This is a genomic window from Azospirillum sp. B4, from assembly GCF_000333275.1.
In the GTDB taxonomy this organism is placed as follows: Bacteria; Pseudomonadota; Alphaproteobacteria; order Azospirillales; family Azospirillaceae; genus Nitrospirillum.
Genome location: NZ_BACU01000210.1, coordinates 1 through 16823, shown reverse-complemented (window position 1 = coordinate 16823; position 16823 = coordinate 1). Strand labels below are relative to the sequence as shown.

At 70.0% G+C, this 16823-nt stretch carries 19 protein-coding genes; 1 reads left to right on the top strand and 18 read right to left on the bottom strand.

Going from position 1 to position 16823, the window contains the following annotated elements; genetic code table 11:
- A partial coding sequence (locus I55_RS36960; RefSeq protein ID WP_199902531.1) for a hypothetical protein occupies nucleotides 1–537 on the top strand: 537 nt, incomplete at its 5' end.
- Between the two features lie 19 nt (nucleotides 538–556).
- Here I55_RS36960 and I55_RS09265 read toward each other — a convergent pair.
- The 18 genes from I55_RS09265 to I55_RS09180 form a co-directional block, all read right to left on the bottom strand.
- A complete protein-coding gene (locus I55_RS09265) occupies nucleotides 557–1159 on the bottom strand; it encodes a HupE/UreJ family protein (RefSeq protein ID WP_199902530.1) in 603 nt (200 codons plus the stop codon).
- Nucleotides 1160–1220: 61 nt separating this feature from the next.
- Entirely contained in the window at nucleotides 1221–1859 is a 639-nt protein-coding gene (gene ureG / locus I55_RS09260) for an urease accessory protein UreG (protein ID WP_044560241.1), read from the bottom strand.
- Entirely contained in the window at nucleotides 1856–2617 is a 762-nt protein-coding gene (locus I55_RS09255; protein ID WP_252181089.1) for an urease accessory protein UreF, read from the bottom strand. Before I55_RS09255 ends, ureG begins: the two co-directional genes overlap by 4 nt.
- Nucleotides 2553–3098 (bottom strand): urease accessory protein UreE, encoded by a 546-nt coding sequence (locus tag I55_RS09250; RefSeq protein WP_252181088.1) that lies wholly within the window; start codon nucleotides 3096–3098, stop codon nucleotides 2553–2555. The genes I55_RS09255 and I55_RS09250 overlap by 65 nt, the downstream gene beginning before the upstream one ends.
- A 12-nt stretch (nucleotides 3099–3110) precedes the next feature.
- Nucleotides 3111–4823 (bottom strand): urease subunit alpha, encoded by a 1713-nt coding sequence (gene ureC / locus I55_RS09245; protein WP_044560239.1) that lies wholly within the window; start codon nucleotides 4821–4823, stop codon nucleotides 3111–3113.
- Nucleotides 4823–5155: an urease subunit beta gene (locus I55_RS09240; protein ID WP_044560244.1), complete on the bottom strand. Its 333-nt coding sequence runs from the start codon at nucleotides 5153–5155 to the stop codon at nucleotides 4823–4825. The genes ureC and I55_RS09240 overlap by 1 nt, the downstream gene beginning before the upstream one ends.
- A 15-nt stretch (nucleotides 5156–5170) precedes the next feature.
- Nucleotides 5171–5473 (bottom strand): urease subunit gamma, encoded by a 303-nt coding sequence (locus tag I55_RS09235; RefSeq protein WP_044560238.1) that lies wholly within the window; start codon nucleotides 5471–5473, stop codon nucleotides 5171–5173.
- Nucleotides 5474–5489: 16 nt separating this feature from the next.
- Nucleotides 5490–6347, bottom strand: coding sequence for an urease accessory protein UreD (locus I55_RS09230; protein WP_252181087.1), 858 nt, complete (start codon nucleotides 6345–6347; stop codon nucleotides 5490–5492).
- Between the two features lie 226 nt (nucleotides 6348–6573).
- Nucleotides 6574–7512, bottom strand: coding sequence for a LysR family transcriptional regulator (locus tag I55_RS09225; RefSeq protein ID WP_044560237.1), 939 nt, complete (start codon nucleotides 7510–7512; stop codon nucleotides 6574–6576).
- Nucleotides 7513–7584: 72 nt separating this feature from the next.
- Complete coding sequence (locus tag I55_RS09220; protein ID WP_044560236.1) at nucleotides 7585–7899, bottom strand: type II toxin-antitoxin system RelE/ParE family toxin; 315 nt, start codon at nucleotides 7897–7899, stop codon at nucleotides 7585–7587.
- Nucleotides 7896–8156 carry a CopG family ribbon-helix-helix protein gene (locus I55_RS09215; RefSeq protein ID WP_044560235.1) on the bottom strand — a complete coding sequence of 87 codons (261 nt, stop codon included), beginning with the start codon at nucleotides 8154–8156 and terminating at the stop codon, nucleotides 7896–7898. The genes I55_RS09220 and I55_RS09215 overlap by 4 nt, the downstream gene beginning before the upstream one ends.
- A 70-nt stretch (nucleotides 8157–8226) precedes the next feature.
- Nucleotides 8227–9549, bottom strand: a complete 1323-nt coding sequence (guaD, locus tag I55_RS09210; protein ID WP_044560234.1) for a guanine deaminase — start codon at nucleotides 9547–9549, stop codon at nucleotides 8227–8229.
- Nucleotides 9550–9563: 14 nt separating this feature from the next.
- Nucleotides 9564–10799: a urate hydroxylase PuuD gene (locus tag I55_RS09205; protein WP_044560233.1), complete on the bottom strand. Its 1236-nt coding sequence runs from the start codon at nucleotides 10797–10799 to the stop codon at nucleotides 9564–9566.
- A 126-nt stretch (nucleotides 10800–10925) separates the two neighbouring features.
- A complete protein-coding gene (locus I55_RS09200; RefSeq protein ID WP_044560232.1) occupies nucleotides 10926–11897 on the bottom strand; it encodes a hypothetical protein in 972 nt (323 codons plus the stop codon).
- Nucleotides 11898–11943: 46 nt separating this feature from the next.
- Nucleotides 11944–13047, bottom strand: coding sequence for a cysteine desulfurase family protein (locus I55_RS09195; protein ID WP_044560231.1), 1104 nt, complete (start codon nucleotides 13045–13047; stop codon nucleotides 11944–11946).
- Nucleotides 13044–13925 (bottom strand): xanthine dehydrogenase accessory protein XdhC, encoded by an 882-nt coding sequence (gene xdhC, locus I55_RS09190; RefSeq protein ID WP_049973974.1) that lies wholly within the window; start codon nucleotides 13923–13925, stop codon nucleotides 13044–13046. Before xdhC ends, I55_RS09195 begins: the two co-directional genes overlap by 4 nt.
- Nucleotides 13922–16285: a xanthine dehydrogenase molybdopterin binding subunit gene (gene xdhB, locus I55_RS09185; protein WP_044560229.1), complete on the bottom strand. Its 2364-nt coding sequence runs from the start codon at nucleotides 16283–16285 to the stop codon at nucleotides 13922–13924. The genes xdhC and xdhB overlap by 4 nt, the downstream gene beginning before the upstream one ends.
- The coding region (locus tag I55_RS09180) for an FAD binding domain-containing protein (RefSeq protein ID WP_199902529.1) at nucleotides 16278–16823 on the bottom strand (546 nt) is incomplete at its 5' end. The genes I55_RS09180 and xdhB, both read right to left, overlap by 8 nt.

The following is a 16823-nucleotide window of genomic DNA, read 5'->3' as shown; positions in this document are numbered from 1 at the left end:
CTGTGGATCACCATCACCATCTTGGCCAGCCTGGTACTGATCGAGACCTTCCTCCTTCAGGCGCCGTCCTTGTATCTCATGGCGGGGTTGGCCGTCATTGCCGCCTGGGGCGCCGCCGCCTTGGCATCGACCGTTATGGCCCAGCGGTCGGCATGGCAACGGAACGTCCGGCAACCTTGCGCCCTGGCAATTCTGCCCCTGACCTTCTTGGCTGCCGCCCTATGGCCAAAACCTGCCATCCTGGCGGTTCGCGCCGTGGGCGATCGCCTGCATTTCGCGATCGCCCGTTCCCACTATCTGGATGAGATCCGTGCTCTGCCCACCGTCGGCGGGCCCAGGCTGGAGATCATCGAGTGGGGTGGTCTTCTCGGCATAACCTTCGGTGTCGTCTCTGACGAGAGCGACGAGATTCGGCTGCCCCACAATCAGCAGTCCGACGCCTGGAATGACAGGGCCGCAGGGTCGGAATTGAGCTGCGGATACACCATCACAGCCGCGGTCGGCGATCACTTCTACCTGGTGGACTTCGGCTGCTGATACGACACGGCGTACCTTGTCACGCCCACAGCAACAGCGGTGCCGTGGCGACCATGCCCAGGCCGGCCAGGCGCGGCGCCAGTTGCAGGCCGGTGCGCTCCGCCAGGCGGGACAGGGCGACGCCGGCCAGATGCAAGGCGGCCGACGCGGTGACGAAGCCCAGGCCGTAGGTCAGGCCGTCGGCGTCCGCCGGCATCTCCACCCCGTGGGCGGCGCCGTGGCAGAAGGCGAAGGCGGCGATCAGCGTGGCGCCGGCGGCCACGGGCAGGCGGGCGCCGAAGGCGGTCAGCCAGCCCAGCGCCACCACCGACAGGGCGATGCCCCATTCCATGCCCGGCAGCGCCAGGCCGTCGGCGCCGGCGACGGCGCCGGCCGCCAGCAGGGCCAGGAAGGCGGCCGGCCACAGCCAGATCGCCCGGCTTCCTTGCCCCCCTTTGGCTTGCTGGCCCGCCCACAGACCCACCGCCGTCATGGCGGCAAGGTGGTCCCAGCCGGTCAGGGGATGCAACAGCCCCTCGCTGAAGCCGTGGGTGTGGCCCGGCATGCCGGGATGGGCCATCGCGGCGGCGGGGGCCAGGGCGGCGACGGCGGTCAGGGCGATCAACAGGCGGCGGTGCATCATGGTCGGGTTCCCTGTTCGAGATGTCTGCTGAAACTCAAGCGGCCAGGCCGCTTTTATGCTCTCAGGCGGCCAGGCCGCCGGCACGTTCGATGAAGCGGCTGACGGTGTCCAGGCCCTGCGCCGTCTTCAGGTTGGTGAAGACGTAGGGGCGTTCGCCCCGCATGCGCTTGGTGTCGCTGTCCATCACCTCCAGGCTGGCGCCCACCAGGGGGGCCAGGTCGATCTTGTTGATGACCAGCAGGTCGGAGCGGGTGATGCCCGGCCCGCCCTTGCGCGGGATCTTCTCCCCCGCCGCCACGTCGATGACGTAGATGGTGATGTCGGCCAGTTCCGGGCTGAAGGTGGCGGCCAGATTGTCGCCGCCGGATTCGATCAGGATGATGTCCAGGCCGGGGAACTTGGCGTTCATCTGGTCCACCGCCGCCAGGTTGATGGACGCGTCCTCACGGATGGCGGTGTGGGGGCAGCCGCCCGTCTCCACCCCCAGGATGCGGTCGGGGTCCAGGGCGCCGACGCGCGTCAGGATCAGCGCGTCCTCCTTGGTGTAGATGTCGTTGGTGATGGCGACGATGTTGTAGGTGTCGCGGAAACGCTTGCACAGCGCCTCCATCAACGCCGTCTTGCCGGAACCGACGGGGCCGCCGATGCCCACCCGCAGGGGGCCGTTGGGCGAGAAGGTCGTGGGGGAGGATACGCTCATGACCGGAACAACCTCGTGTATTGCGTCTCATGGTTCATGGAGGCGATGTCGGCAAGCCAGGCGCCGCCGCCCAGATCATCCAGGGTGCTGGCGGCCGCGCGGGCGACCGTGGCCAGCACCAGCGGCTCGCTCCGCGCCAATGCCCGCTGGCCGTCCGTCTGGCCCAGCGGCACCAGGCGCAGGGCCGCCGACACCAGGTTGCCGACGAAACCGTGCAGATAGCCCAGCAAGGTGGCGGGCAGGCTGAGCCCGTGGCCCGCCGCCACGGCACCGACCGCCACGGGATAGGCCAGGTCCCCGCCCCTCGCCCGCAGCCGGTCGACGGCGGCGCAGGGCCAGGCCGACGCGATGGCGGCGGCGAAGGCGCGCCCCTGGGACAGGGTCTCCAGCCGCCGCTCCGCCGTTGGCGTCAAGGCCGCCGCCAGGTCAGCCACCTCCCCCAATACCGCCCAATCCCCGGCCGCCGAGGCGCGCCAGCCCGCCGCCGCCAGGACGGCGTCGTTCCAGCCGGAGCCCAGGATCAGCAAATCGTCCAGCCAGGCGACCAGGGCATCGACGTCGCGCACCGTGCCCTCCTCCACCACCCATTCCAGGCCGTGGCTGTAGGAGAAGGCGCCCACCGGGAAGCTGGCCGTCAGCCAGGTCATGAGGCGGTAAAGGCCGGCCGCGTCGGCGACCAGGGGGGCCGGGGCATCAGCCATGCTCATGCCCGTGGTGGTGATGGCCGTGGCCGTGCCCGTGGGAATGCCCGTGCCCATGACCACCCCCGGCCGGGCTGTCGCCATAGGCGCCGCCCTCGGGGTCGAAGGGGGCGGAAACGGGGGTGACGATGGCGCCCAGGCCGGTCAGCATGTCGGCCAGCACATGGTCGGCGCGGATGCGCAGGCGGTCGCCCCGCAGTTCCGCCGGGATGTGGCGGTTGCCGATGTGCCAGGCCATGCGCAGCAGGTCGCCGATGGCCTCGCACCGCACCTCCATCAGATCCTCCGGCGCGGCCTTCACCGCCACGATGCCGCCACCGGTCAGCACCAAGCCGTCGCCATCGCGGATATGGCGCGGGGTGGGCAGGTCCAGCATGACCGGGCCGCCCCCCTTCCCATCTGGCCCGCCGTCCCGCTCCAGCCGCAGGCGCCGGCGGCAGCGGCGGTCGAAATCCAGCGTCACGGTGCCGGCCGCCTTGGCCGCGTCCCAATAGCCGGCGGGCAGGATGGTGTGAGCGCGAGGTATGTCTTCACTCAAGGCGGGCGATCCTCAGAACAAGAAATAGCGCTGCGCCATGGGCAGCACGTCGGCGGGCTCGCAGGTGACGATCTGACCGTCCACCCGCACCTCATAGGTTTCCGGATCGACCTCCACCACCGGCGTGGCGCTGTTATGGATCATGGCGGCCTTGCCGATGCCGCCGCGGGTGTTGCTGACCGCCAGCAAGGTCTTCTCCAGGCCCAGGCGCTGGCCGATGCCGTCGTCCAGCGCCGCCTGCGAGACGAAGGTGACGGCGCAGCCGCGCACCGCCCGGCCATAGGCGCCGAACATGGGGCGATAGTGCACGGGCTGGGGCGTGGGGATGCTGGCGTTGGGGTCGCCCATGGGGGCGGCCACGATGGTGCCCATCTTCAGCACCAGGTCGGGCTTCACCCCGAAGAAGGCCGGCGACCACAGCACTAGGTCGGCCAGTTTGCCCTTGGTAATGGAGCCCACATGCGCGCTCATGCCGTGGGCAATGGCCGGGTTGATGGTGACCTTGGCGATATAGCGTTTCACGCGGGCGTTGTCGTTCTCGCCCGTCTCCTCCGCCAATCGGCCGCGCTGCACCTTCATCTTGTGCGCCGTCTGCCAGGTGCGGATCAGCACTTCCCCCACCCGCCCCATGGCCTGGCTGTCGGAGGAGATGATGGAAAGGGCGCCCAGGTCGTGCAGCACATCCTCCGCCGCGATGGTCTCGCGCCGGATGCGGCTCTCGGCGAAGGCCACGTCCTCCGGGATGTTGGGGTCCAGGTGGTGGCAGACCATCAACATGTCCAGATGCTCATCCACCGTGTTGCGGGTGTAGGGCCGCGTCGGGTTGGTGGAGGAGGGGATGACGTTGGCCAGGCCGCAGACCTTGATGATGTCCGGCGCGTGGCCGCCACCCGCCCCCTCGGTATGGTAGGCGTGGATGGTGCGGCCCTTGAACGCGGCGATCGTGTCCTCGACGAAGCCGGACTCGTTCAGCGTGTCGGAATGGATCATCACCTGCACGTCGAAACGGTCGCCCACGCCCAGGCAGGTGTCGATGGTGGCCGGGGTGGTGCCCCAGTCCTCATGCAGCTTCAGCGCGGCGGCCCCCGCCCGCACCTGTTCCTCCAGCGCCGCAGGCAGGGCGGCGTTGCCCTTGCCGGCGAAGGCCAGGTTCATGGGGAAGGCCTCCGCCGCCTCCAGCATGCGGGCCAGGTGCCAGGGCCCCGGCGTGCAGGTGGTGGCCGCCGTGCCGGTGGCGGGGCCGGTGCCGCCGCCCAGCATGGTGGTGACGCCGGACATCAGCGCCTCCTCGATCTGCTGGGGGCAGATGAAGTGGATGTGGGTGTCGATGCCGCCCGCCGTCAGGATCTTGCCCTCGCCGGCGATCACCTCCGTCCCGGGCCCGACGATGATGTCCACCCCCGGCTGGACATCGGGGTTGCCCGCCTTGCCGATGGTGTGGATGCGGCCGTCGCGCAGGCCCACGTCGGCCTTGACGATGCCCCAGTGGTCGATGATCAGGGCGTTGGTGATGACGGTGTCGACCGCCCCTTGCGCGCGGGTCGCCTGCGACTGGCCCATACCGTCGCGGATGACCTTGCCGCCGCCGAACTTCACCTCCTCGCCATAGGTGGTCAGGTCCTTCTCCACCTCCACGATCAGGTCGGTGTCGGCCAGGCGCACCCGGTCGCCCACGGTGGGGCCGAACATGTCCGCGTATGCGGCGCGGCTGATCTTCACGGCCATCAGTTGCCCCCCCTCGCGGTCTTGTCCGACAGCGCGCCGGAAACCTTGGCGTTGAAACCGTAGACCGTGCGGGCGCCACGATAGGGCACCAGGGTGACGGTGCGGGTCTGTCCCGGCTCGAACCGCACGGCGGTGCCGGCGGGAATGTCCAGCCGGTGGCCGTAGGCCTGCCGCCGGTCGAAGCTCAAGCCGGCGTTGGTCTCGAAAAAGTGGAAATGGCTGCCCACCTGGATGGGGCGGTCGCCGGTGTTGGCCACGTCCAGCGTCAGGGTGGGCAGGCCGGCGTTCAGTTCGATCTCGCCGTCAGCGGTGAAGATTTGCCCCGGAATCATCGTCATCACGGCACCTCAGCGGATGGGGTTATGGACGGTGACCAGCTTCACCCCGTCGGGGAAGGTCGCCTCCACCTGCACGTCGTGGATCATCTCGGCGATGCCCTCCATCACTTGGTGGCGGCCCACCACGTGGGCGCCCTGGTCCATCAGCTCCGCCACCGGGCGGCCGTCGCGCGCACCTTCGACCACGAAGTCGGTGATCAGGGCCACGGCCTCGGGATGGTTCAGCTTCACGCCCCGTTCCAGGCGACGGCGCGCCACCATGGCGGCCATGGCGATCAGCAGCTTATCCTTCTCACGCGGGGTCAGGTTCATGGGGTCAACGCCTCCCTCAGCAACGCCAGACGCGCGGGACGGGCATCCCGCGCAGGAATTCGATCACGGGCGCCAGGGCCCGCAGCAGGGCCTGGCCGTCGCGGGCCACCAGGCGCAAGGCCAGCAGCCCGTTCCAGGCGCTGGCCCCGGCCTTGACGCCGTCCGCGCGCAGCAGGTCGCGCACCGCCTCCACCAGCCCCTCCGCATCCGGCGCCACGTAAAGGCAGGACGCCACGGCACAGGCCCCGCCGGCCACGGCGGCGCGGGCCAACTGGGCGTCGATGTCACCGGACAGCCGCACGGTATCGGCATACACCAGCCGGCCGCCCACCCGGATGCGCCATTCATCCCGGAACAGGCCGTGCGCCACCCGTTCGCCCCGCGCGGTGCGGCCGAACACGGTGGCTTCGGCCGCCAGCAGGGTGGCGCCCGCCGCCATCTCCACCTCCAGCCGCCGGCACAGGCGGGCCCCGTCGAACAGGATGGTTTCCTGGGGCAGCCAGTCCAGCCGGCCGGCGACCTCCAGGCGGTTCAGCACCCGGGCCTCCCCGGCGCTGGCGCGGTAGATTTTCTCGGCGGCCTGGGTGGTGACGGTGGCGCGGGCGCCGGCGGCCACGATGACCTCCGTCTCCAGCACGTCGCCCCCCGTCAGGCCGCCGCCGGTGTTGATCAGCACCCCCTCCAGATCCGGCCCCTTGGGCAAGCGCAGGCGGGCGGATCCGGACTGGTACAGGCGGTCCAGACGGGTGACGCCATCCGCGCCCGCCTTCACGCCCAGGATGACACGGCCCTCCAGCCGTTGCATGCGGGTGGCGGGCGGGGCGGCGTCCACGGGCCGGGTACCGGCGGCGTCAGGCATGACACCCCGCAGCATCCCGGCCGCCCTCATGCCGTCCACCCACCGCCCAACCCCACCGCATCCCAGGCCACCCCCACCATCTCCCGGCCCAGCGGATCGCAACCCCCGTGCCAGCCATTAACCAAGCCGGACCAGCATGGCACGGCCGTGCCTCTGGGCAAAGGCCGTCGCCCGAAAATTGGGCGCTCGCCGATGTGCGCCCAAAAGGTAGGCAGCTCCCATACGTCATTTGACGTAATGGTTAGAGCAGCGCGTCGGGATGGCTGGCGGCCAGCAGGCCACGCACGCGGGGCACCAGGAAATCGGACAGGGACTGCACCTTGGCCGGCAGCATGGTCCGGTGCGGGTAGACGATGGCCAGTTGCACCGGTTCCGGCGGATGATCCGGCAGGACGATCTCCAGCGCCCCGGCCTTCACCTCGTCCGCCACCTCCCACAGGGGTTTCAGGGCGATGCCGTGGCCGTCCACGGCCCAGCGGGTCAGCACGTCGCCATCGTCGGCGTCCATGGGGCCGGCGATGGCCAGCTTGGTGGCCTTGGCCTCGCCCTTCCCTTGGCCGCGGCTGGTCAGGGTCCAGCGGTACTGCTGGGTGCCGGGGAAGCGCAGCAGCAGGCAGTCATGCTCCAGCAGGTCGGACGGCGCCTGGGGCCGGCCGCGCGCCGCCAGGTATCGGGGGGCGGCCACCAGCACCCGACGCACGTCGGCGATCTTGCGCACGACGAAGCTGCTGTCCTTCAGCGTGGCCATGCGGATGGCCATGTCCACGGACTCGCGCAGCAGGTCCAGCAGATGGTCGGACAGGCGCAGGCGCACGTCCACCATGGGGTTGGCGGCGCGGAACTCCGGCACCAGCGGCCCCAGCACCCGCCGGCCGAAGCCCAGCGGCGCCGTCACCCGCACGCTGCCCGACGGGGCGCCGCCTTCGGCCGCGATGCTGCTGTGCGCCCGCTCCACCGCCTCCAGCACCTCCAGGCAATGCTGGTAGAAGATCTGGCCGGTCTCGGTCGCCTGCAGCTGGCGGGTGGTGCGGTTCAGCAGCCGGGCGCCCAGATGCGCCTCCAACTGCTGGATGCGGTGGCTGACCAGGGCCGGCGACATGCGCAGGTTCCGCCCGGCCGCCGACAGGCTGCCCAGATCCACCACGCGCACGAACACCTGCATGTTCTCCAGCAGGGCCATCACCCCATCCCCCGACCAACACAGCTATGCCTATTGCGTGGTTTCTCTAGCAAAGTCTGGGCCTAACGTTCCTTAAGCGTCAGGCCATTTGCCCGGCGGCCAATCACGCGCCATATGCACGACGCGCAAAATCACCAAGGTCTCGCCCTCTGCTGGATCGGCGATAAATTTGTAAGCGATGATATAGGGCAAACCCGTCACCACCTTTTCATAGGTGCCGGTGACCCGACCTTTCCGCCCCAAGGCACGCCGCCCCAGGGTATCTCCGGCAGTGCGGATCGCTGCCGCCACTTTCCGGGCTGCCCCCGGGTTATCCCTGGCGATATAACGCGCGATACTGATCAGCTCGTCCAGCGCATCCCGGGACCAGATGACTGTACGCGTCACCCCCGGCCCCGCGCCACATCCTCAATCGCCGCATCCAGTTCGTCCATCGCCTGGTCATGCGGCACCAGCCTGCCCGCCTCGATGTCAGCAAGGCCGCGCTGTATTCCTTCCACCAGGGCGATTTCCCGCGCCACGTAGTCAGCGATCGCCTCCGCCGCCAGATAGGAGCGAGTGCGATTGGTCTGAGCCGACAAGGCCGCAAGCTGATCCTTGACCTCGGGCTTCAACCGAACGGTCAACGTGGTGCTGTTGGTCATGGTGAGCCTCCTTACCGCAGCCTGTATTCACATGTACACATCCTCGCACAAGCGCGCCCCTCACACCATGCTAATTCCGATCATGCACCCGCCGGCCCTGGATGTAGGTCGCGCGCACGGCGCGGTCGTCGCCCAGGGTCATCAGCAGGAACAGCTCCTCCTCCAGGTCACCCTGGATGGCCTCGCGCCTATGGGCCATGGCGGGGGTTGCGGACGCGTCCAGCACCATCAGGTCGGCGTAGCGGCCGGGGGCGATCTGGCCGATCTCGTCGGACAGGCCCAGGGCCGCCGCGTTGCCCCGGGTCATGAGGTCGAAGGCGGCCAGCGCCGGCCAGCTTTGGCCGCGCAGTTGCAGCACCTTGTATCCCTCCCCCGCCGTGCGCAGCAGGGAATAGCTGGTGCCGCCGCCCACGTCCGTCGCCAGGGCCATGCGCACCGGCCGGGTAGGGTTTTCCAGGGCGGCGTGGTCGAACAGGCCGCTGCCGATGAACAGGTTGCTGGTGGGGCAGAACACGGCGATGGACGCCGTCTCATGCATCCGCGCCATTTCCCGCTCGCTCAGATGGATGCAATGGCCGAAGAGGGAGCGGTCGCCCAGCAGGCCGAAGCGGTCATAGACGTCCAGATAGTCTCGGGCCTTCGGATACAGGCGGGCCACATGGCGAATCTCCTCCAGGTTTTCCGACAGGTGGGTCTGCATGTAGACGCCGGGGTGTTCGCGCAGCAGGGCGCCGGCGACCTCCAGCTGTTCAGGCGTGGAGGTGATGGCGAAACGCGGGGTGACGGCGTAGCGCTGGCGGCCGACGCCGTGCCAGGCGCCGATCAGCGCCTTGGAATGGTCGTAGCTGGTCTGGGCGGTGTCGGTCAGCGCCGTGGGGGCGTTGCGGTCCATCATGACCTTGCCCGCCACCAGGCCCACGCCGCGCGCCTCGGCCTCATGGAACAGCGCCTTGACGCTGCCGGGATGCACGCTGCCATAGACCACGGCGCTGGTGGTGCCGTTGCGCGCCAGTTCATCCAGGAAGAAGCGGGCGTTGCGGGCGGCGTGCGCATGGTCGGCGTACCGCTGCTCCTCAATGAAAGTGTACTTCTCCAGCCAGTCCAGCAGTTGCGCGCCGTAGGAGGCGATGACCTGGGTCTGGGGAAAGTGGATGTGGGTGTCGATGAAGCCCGGCAGGATCAGGCTGTCGGGATAATGCTCCACCGCCATACCGTCCGGCAGGGTGGGAAGCAGGTCCGCCGCCGCCCCCACCGCCGTGACGCGACCATCGGTCACCACCACCAGGCCATCATCGATATAGGTGTAGCTGTCGCGGTCGCCCGGGGCCTCGGGTGCCCGCAGGAAGGTCAGGATCCGGCCGCGCAGGGCGGTGGTGCCGGGGGTGAAAGCCATGAGGATTATCCTGGTTACGGGCCCGATGACGGGAGGGTTGCCGACGCCAGGTGGGGGTCGGCGGCGCCGGCGGACCAGGCTGCCAGGATGGCCCGTTCCTCCGGCGTGATCAGGGTGACGTTGCCGGGCGGCATGGCGCTGCTGAGCGCGGCCTGGCGCCGGATGTCGGCGGCATGGCGCAGGATATCGCCGGGATTGTCAAGGATGACGCCATGCGGCGGAGCGCCGATGCCATCCCAGGCCGGTGCCGCCGTGTGGCACATGCTACACCGGTTCATCACCACCTCCTGCGCCTGGGCGAAGGTGACGGCCGGCGGCGCGGCGCTGGCGGTGGGGCCGCCGTCGGTGGACCCCTGGGCGCTGAGCCAGGCGGCCAGCAGGACACCGGCGGCCGCCACCCCCCAGGCCCACCACGGCGCCGGCTTGCCCGCGTGCTTGGTGTTGAAGAAGTGGCGAACGGCGGCGCCCACCACCAGCACCACGGCGAAGATCACCCAGTTGTAACGGGTGGCGTAGGTCAGCGGATAATGGTTGCCGATCATCAGGAAGACCACCGGCAGGGTCAGGTAGTTGTTGTGCATGGACCGCTGCTTCGCGGCCTTGCCCAAGGAGGGATCGGGCGTGCCGCCGGCCAGCAGCGTCGCCACCACCTTGCGCTGGTTGGGGATGATCAGCAGGAAGACGTTGGCCACCATCATGGTGCCGATCAGGGCGCCCATCTGCAGCATGGCGCCGCGCGGGCTGAACACATGGGTGGTGCCCCAGCAGGCCGCCACCAGGAAGACGAAGCCCACGGCCGCCAAGGCGCCGTTGTGCAGGCCCAAAGGCGAGCGGCACATCAGGTCATAGACGATCCAGCCGGCGGCCAGCAGACCGACGCTGAGGCCAATGGCCTGAACCTGCGTCAGGGCCATGACCGACTGGTCGATCAGCAGCAGGTCGGCGCCGCGATAGTAGAGCACCACCAGCAGGAAAAAGCCGCTGAGCCAGGTGGTGTAGGCTTCCCACTTGAACCAGGTGAGTTCGGCCGGCATCTGCGACGGCGCCACCAGGTATTTCACCATGTTGTAGAAGCCGCCGCCGTGGACCTGCCACGCCTCCCCCGCCACGCCGGCGGGCAGGTGGGGCCGCTTGCGCAGGCTGGCATCCAAGGCCATGAAGTAAAAGGAGGATCCGATCCACGCCACCGCCGCCACGATGTGCAGCCAGCGCGCCAAGGTGTTGATCCACTCCCAGAAAATGAACTCCATCGCCCCGCCGCCCCGTTTTATATCGCAACCGCACAACGCTACGGGTGCCGGCGGCGGCGCGCCAGGGCTTCCGTATCGGCAACAGCTTCAAAAAATGAAGAAAAGCGGGTTGAAATACCGCCCTTGTCAGGCGGCGGCGTCCCACCACTTCAACACCCGCAGCGCCCGCAGGGTGACCCAGCGCGACGGCTTGCCCGGCCCATCGTTGACCTTGAACCACACCCGCCCCCTCAGGTCCCAGTCCAGCGGCCAGGTGCCGTCCGCCTGGCGGCGGGCGCGCAGGTGGGCCACCGCCTCCGCTAGGCGTGGGTCGGGCTGGGTGCCGTTCAGTTGGCCGGCGGCGCGGAAATAGTCCAGGGCGCGCAGGGTGTCGTAACGCCAGCGGTTGGGGTGTAGCAGGTCCAGGAACTGCGGGTCGGCCGGCTCCCCCGTCGTCAGGCGGCGGAACAGGTGGCGGGCCAGCAAATAGTCCTCCCCCGTCCGTCGCGCGTCACGCGACGCGGCCGTGCCGCCGGTGGCGCGCTCATACTCCAACAGGCCTTCCAGCACGTTGAGGGTAGTGGCGAAGGAGGAACAGGTGGAACCGTTGGCGCGTTCGCAATTCCAGCCGCCGTCGGCCTGCCGCTCCCCCACCAGGCGTTCGACCAGGGCGGAAACGTCAGCGCCGAAATAGGCGCCGTTGGCCACCGTGCGGCCGTTGATGCATTCCTCCACCTCCCCCCGCCAAAAGGGCTGGCCGCCCTCGTCCCAGCGGGAATGGGCGCCGACCTGGGCCACGGTGCGCCGGGCCCGGCCGCTGGCCGGGTCCAGGCCGAATTCGCGCAACTGGTCCAGGGCGAAGGCGGTGGCGGTCCATGGCTGGCCCTCGGACCGCCATTCTTCCGGGGTGAAGTCGGCGGGAACGAAGGCGCCGCCGGCCCACTGCCCATCCGGATCCTGGCAGGCCAACAGCCGGGCGCCCCAGCCCTCCGTCTCCACCTTGGCACGTTCCGCCCGCCAGTCCGCCTCCGGCATGTCCAACAGGTCGCGCATCACCTGCCAGCGGATGGCCGGGTCGGCGTTCAGCAGCCAGACGATGACCTGATCCTGTTCCGGCATACGGCGTTCCTTCACCAAAGGGAGCCTTTGCCGCCAGGGTACAGGATCAGCGCGCCCGGAGCACGGCCGCGATGCGGGCCACCGCCTGGTCGACCTCCGCCCCCGTGGTTCCCCGGCCCAGACCGAAGCGCAGGCTGCCGAAGGCGGCGGCGGCATCCCGGCCCATGGCGGTCAGGACGTGCGACGGCTGGCCGGTGGCGGACCGGCAGGCGGACCCGGTGGACAGCGCCAGGTCCGGCAGATCCAGCAGCAGGTCGGCCGCGTCCACGCCCGGCACCGTGACGTTGAGGCAGCCCGGCAGGCCATCGGCCGGGCCGTTGCGCACGATACCGGGAATCCCGGCACTCAAGCCCGCCCACAGGCGCGCGGTCAAGGCCGCCAGGTGCTCGCGGTCCGCATCGCGCCGCTCCAGCACCAGGCGGGCCGCTTCGGCGAAGCCGGCGATCAACGCGGCGGGCGGCGTGCCCCAGGACCAGGGGGCCGCTGGCGCCAGCCCAGCGCGGGCCACCAGGGCGCCCACGCCCTGCGGCCCATAGAGCTTATGCGCCGACAGGGTGATCATATCGGGCCCGGAACGGTCCTTGCTGCCCAAGGGCAAGGGCGCCGTCGCCACCCGCTGCACCCCGTCGCAGTGCCACAGCGCGCCATGGCGGCGGCAGAGATCGGCCACCGCCGCCAGCGGCTGCACGCTGCCGACCTCGTTGTTCACCGCCATGAGCGACAGCACGGCCGGGCGGGCTGCCACCGCCAGGGCGGCCTCCAGCGCGTCCAGGCGGATGAGGCCCTGGCCATCGACTGGCAGCAGCGTCACCGACCGGCCGGTGGCGCGCAGGGCGTCCAGTTGGCGCAGCACGCTGTCATGCTCGATGGCTGACACCAGCAGCGGGGCGCCGGCCGGCGCCAGGCCCTGGAGCGCCAGGCGGTTGGCCTCGCTGGCGCTGGGGGTGAAGGTGACGGCGGCATCCGCCGGCGCGTCCACCAGCGCCGCCACGGCGCGGGCGGCCTGGGTGATGGCGCGGGCGGCGGCGCGGCCGGCATTGTGGTGGGCGGACTGGGCGTTACCGGCATGATCGGGCCGGAACCATGGCAGCATGGCTGTCAGCACCCGGCCGTCCAGCGGCGTGCTGGCCAGGTGATCCAGATAGATCACGGGCCGACCGGCCCGAGGATATCGCCCATCATCACCGTGGTCTGCGGCGGGCGGCGCAACAGGGCCGCCAGCACCTCCGCCGTCGTCAGGGCGGCGATGACCTCCGGCCGCTTGTCGCCGGCCACACCGGGGCCGATGGGGCAGACCAGGCGCTTCAGGTGATCGGGCTCATAGCCCTGGGCCAGGTACCAGCGGGAAAAGCGCTGCCGCTTGGTGTGGGAACCGATGAGGCCGACATAGGCCGCATCGGTGCGCCGCACCGCCTCCGCCGTGATGGCGAAGTCCAGATCGTGGTTGTGGGTCATGATCAGGTAGCCGGCGCCGGGCGGGGCCAGGGCCACCTGGCTGGGCAATTCCGTCGCCACGCGGATGTCGGCATCCACCGGCGGATCCGGCGGGAATTCCGAGGCGCGACTGTCCACCCATACCAGGCGCAGCGGCAGGGGTGCCACCGCCCGGGCCACCGCCTTGCCGACATGGCCGGCGCCGAACAGCATTAGCCAGGGCTGGCCGGCCACGGCCGTCGCCTCCGCCGCGCGCAGGCGGTACAGCACCGCCTCATCCACCCGCTCCACCGTCAGCGCGACATGGCCGCCGCAGCACTGGCCCACCGCCGGGCCCAAGGGCACGTCCAGGCGCACCGGGTCACCCCCTTCCGCCAGCAGGCGACGGGCGGTTTCCAGGCCCAGCTGCTCCAGCCGGCCGCCGCCCACGGTGCCGGCCTGCCAGTCCGGGCCCACGGCCATGCAGGCGCCAGCCTCCCGGGGGGTGGAGCCGCGCGCCTCCGCCACCATCACCAAGGCCACCGCCTCCCCCCGGGCCAGGCGGGCCGCCAGGATGGCGGACATCGGCCCGGGCGCTGACAGGGGCACGGTCATGCCATCCCCCCGCCCGCCGCCTGGGCGCGAAGGCGCTCGATGGTCATCAGCACCCGTTCGGGCGTGGCCGGCGCGTCCAGCTGGGGGCAGAGGGTGTGATCGGCCACGCTGGCCACCGCGTCGGACAGGGCGTGCAGCACGCAGATGCCCAGCATCAGCGGCGGCTCCCCCACCGCCTTGCTGCGGTGGATGGTGTCTTCCACATTCGGGTTGTTCTGCACCAGGCGGACGTTGAACTGGCGCGGACGGTCGCCGCAGGCCGGGATCTTGTAGGTGCTGGGGGCGTGGGTGCGGAGGCGGCCCTGGGCGTCCCACCACAGCTCCTCCGTCGTCAGCCAGCCCATGCCCTGGACGAAGCCGCCCTCCACCTGGCCCTTGTCCAGCGCCGGGTTCAGGCTGTCGCCACAGTCGTGCAGGATATCGACGCGGTCCACCACATACTCGCCCGTCAGGGTGTCCACCGTCACCTCCGCCACCGCGGCGCCATAGGCGTAGTAGAGGAAGGGACGTCCCTGGCCCTTGGCCCGGTCCCAGTGGATCTTGGGCGTCTTGTAATATCCCGTGGCTGACAGGGAAACGCGGCCCATGTACGCGGCCTTCACCACCTCCCGGAAGGTCAGCACCTGGTCGCCCACCCGGACACCGTCGGCGGTGAAGGCCACCGCATCCTCCGGCACGTTCCAGTGCCCGGCCACGAAGTCCACCAACCGGGCCTTCAGCGTGCGCGCGGCGTTCTGCGCCGCCTTGCCGTTGATGTCAGAACCGGAAGAGGCGGCGGTGGCCGAGGTGTTGGGCACCTTGCCCGTGGTGGTGGCGGTGATGCGGATGCGGCCGATATCCACCTGGAACTCATCCGCCACCACCTGCGCCACCTTGGTGTTCAGGCCCTGGCCCATCTCCGTCCCGCCATGGTTCAGGTGGATGGAGCCGTCGGTGTAGATGTGGATCAGCGCCCCGCCCTGGTTATAGGGCGTGAAGGTGAAGGAAATGCCGAACTTCACCGGCGTCAGGGCCAGGCCCTTCTTCAGATAGGGGTTGGCGGCGTTGAAGGCGCGGATGCCCTGACGCCGCGCGCGATAGTCCGACCAGGCCTCCAGCTCATCGACCAGGGGGCCGATGATGTTGTCCTCCACGGTCTGGTGGTAGGGCGTCACGTTGCGGTCGGTGGTGCCGTAGAAGTTCAGCTTGCGCACGTCCAGCGGGTCGCGCCCCACGGCGAACGCCACCTCCTCCACCACCCGTTCCGCCGCCACCATGCCCTGGGGCCCGCCAAAGCCGCGAAAGGCGGTGTTGGACACCGTGTTGGTCTTCAGCGGCAGGGAGGACATGCGCGCGTTGCCGTAGAAATAGCAGTTGTCGGCATGGAACAGCGCGCGGTCGGTCACCGGGCCCGACAGGTCGGCCGCGAAGCCGCAGCGGGCGGCGAACACCATGTCCGTGCCCAGGATGCGGCCGTCATCGTCAAAGCCGACGGTATAGTCCACCTCGAAATCATGGCGCTTGCCGGTGATGCGGAAGTCGTCGTCGCGGTCTGGGCGCAGCTTGGCGGCGCGGCCCGTCTTCTTGGCCACCAGCGCCACGGTGGCGGCGAACAGGTTGGCCTGCGTCTCCTTGCCGCCAAAGCCGCCGCCCATGCGCCGCACCTCCACCGTCACCGCGCCGTCGGGGATGGCCAGGACGTGGGCGACGATGTGCTGCACCTCGCTGGGGTGCTGGGTGGAGACATGGACCAGAACATCCTCATCCTCCCCCGGCACGGCCATGGCGATCTGGCTTTCCAGGTAGAAATGCTCCTGCCCACCGATCGCGATGCGGCCCGTCAGCGTGTGGGGGGCCGCCTTCAGCGCCGCCTCCGCATCGCCCAGGCGCAGGGTCATGGGCGGGGTGACCAGGGTGCCGGGGTCACGGGCCGAGGCGATATCGAGCACGGCCGGCAGATTCGCGTATTCCACCTTGGCCAGTTGGGCGGCGCGGCGCGCCTGGTCGCGGGTTTCGGCGGCCACCGCGAACAGGGGGTGGCCGTGGTACTGAACCAGATCCCCGGCGAACAATGGCTCATCATGGCGCAGTCCGGCGCCGATGTCGTTGTCACCCGGAATATCGGCGGCGGTGAAGACGGCGACCACGCCCGGCGCCTGGCGCACAGCGTCCAGGTCCATGGCCAGGATGCGGGCGTGGGCGCGGCTGGCCAGGCCCAGTTGCACATGCAGCAGGCCGGCGGGTTCCGCGATGTCGTCGACGTACAGCGCCTCCCCGCTCACATGCTTGTGGGCGCTTTCGTGGCGGCGGCTGTCATGAACGGCGCCGTCGATGCGGCGCGGGGCGATGGCGGGGATATCGATGGGGGTTCTGTCAGGCATGGACCGGCCCCCGCTTTGCGATGTCGCAACCCGCCTGGAACGTCTGGGCCCGCTGCGTCAGCACCCGGGTGGCGGGGGCATCGGCCGCGCTCTCCACCTGGAACTTCAGCAGCAGATTGCCAGCCACCGCCAGGCGATAGGCGGCACTGGCGCGCCAGTCGCTGAGCGGGGAGAAGTCCTGGGCAAGGGCGGCCTTGGCGTCCCGCGCGGCGGCCGCGTCCCAGGGGCGGCCCAGCAGCACCGCCTCCGCCGCATCCGCCCGCTTCGGCGTGCCCGCCATGCCGCCATAGGCCAGGCGGGCACGGGTGACCAGGCCGTCGTCGCCCACCGTCACCAGGAAGCAGGCGCACAGGGCGGAGATGTCCTGGTCGAACCGCTTGGAGATCTTGTATGCGGCGAACAGGTCGCCCTTGCCCGGCTTGGGCACCGTCACGCTTTCCACGAACTCGCCCGGTTGGCGATCCTGTTTGCCGTAGGCCAGGAAGAAATCCTGCAGCGGCAGCGTGCGCCGCGCATCCCCCCGCCGCAGGGTGAGGGG

Bases quoted from the DNA above. Each gene is read 5' to 3' on its own strand.
- I55_RS09265 (WP_199902530.1), bottom strand. From the start codon at position 1,159: ATGATGCACCGCCGCCTGTTGATCGCCCTGACCGCCGTCGCCGCCCTG.
- ureG (WP_044560241.1), bottom strand. From the start codon at position 1,859: ATGAGCGTATCCTCCCCCACGACCTTCTCGCCCAACGGCCCCCTGCGG.
- I55_RS09255 (WP_252181089.1), bottom strand. From the start codon at position 2,617: ATGGGCACGGGCATTCCCACGGGCACGGCCACGGCCATCACCACCACG.
- ureC (WP_044560239.1), bottom strand. From the start codon at position 4,823: ATGGCCGTGAAGATCAGCCGCGCCGCATACGCGGACATGTTCGGCCCC.
- I55_RS09240 (WP_044560244.1), bottom strand. From the start codon at position 5,155: ATGATTCCGGGGCAAATCTTCACCGCTGACGGCGAGATCGAACTGAAC.
- I55_RS09235 (WP_044560238.1), bottom strand. From the start codon at position 5,473: ATGAACCTGACCCCGCGTGAGAAGGATAAGCTGCTGATCGCCATGGCC.
- I55_RS09230 (WP_252181087.1), bottom strand. From the start codon at position 6,347: ATGCTGCGGGGTGTCATGCCTGACGCCGCCGGTACCCGGCCCGTGGAC.
- I55_RS09225 (WP_044560237.1), bottom strand. From the start codon at position 7,512: ATGGCCCTGCTGGAGAACATGCAGGTGTTCGTGCGCGTGGTGGATCTG.
- I55_RS09215 (WP_044560235.1), bottom strand. From the start codon at position 8,156: ATGACCAACAGCACCACGTTGACCGTTCGGTTGAAGCCCGAGGTCAAG.
- guaD (WP_044560234.1), bottom strand. From the start codon at position 9,549: ATGGCTTTCACCCCCGGCACCACCGCCCTGCGCGGCCGGATCCTGACC.
- I55_RS09205 (WP_044560233.1), bottom strand. From the start codon at position 10,799: ATGGAGTTCATTTTCTGGGAGTGGATCAACACCTTGGCGCGCTGGCTG.
- I55_RS09200 (WP_044560232.1), bottom strand. From the start codon at position 11,897: ATGCCGGAACAGGATCAGGTCATCGTCTGGCTGCTGAACGCCGACCCG.
- xdhC (WP_049973974.1), bottom strand. From the start codon at position 13,925: ATGACCGTGCCCCTGTCAGCGCCCGGGCCGATGTCCGCCATCCTGGCG.
- xdhB (WP_044560229.1), bottom strand. From the start codon at position 16,285: ATGCCTGACAGAACCCCCATCGATATCCCCGCCATCGCCCCGCGCCGC.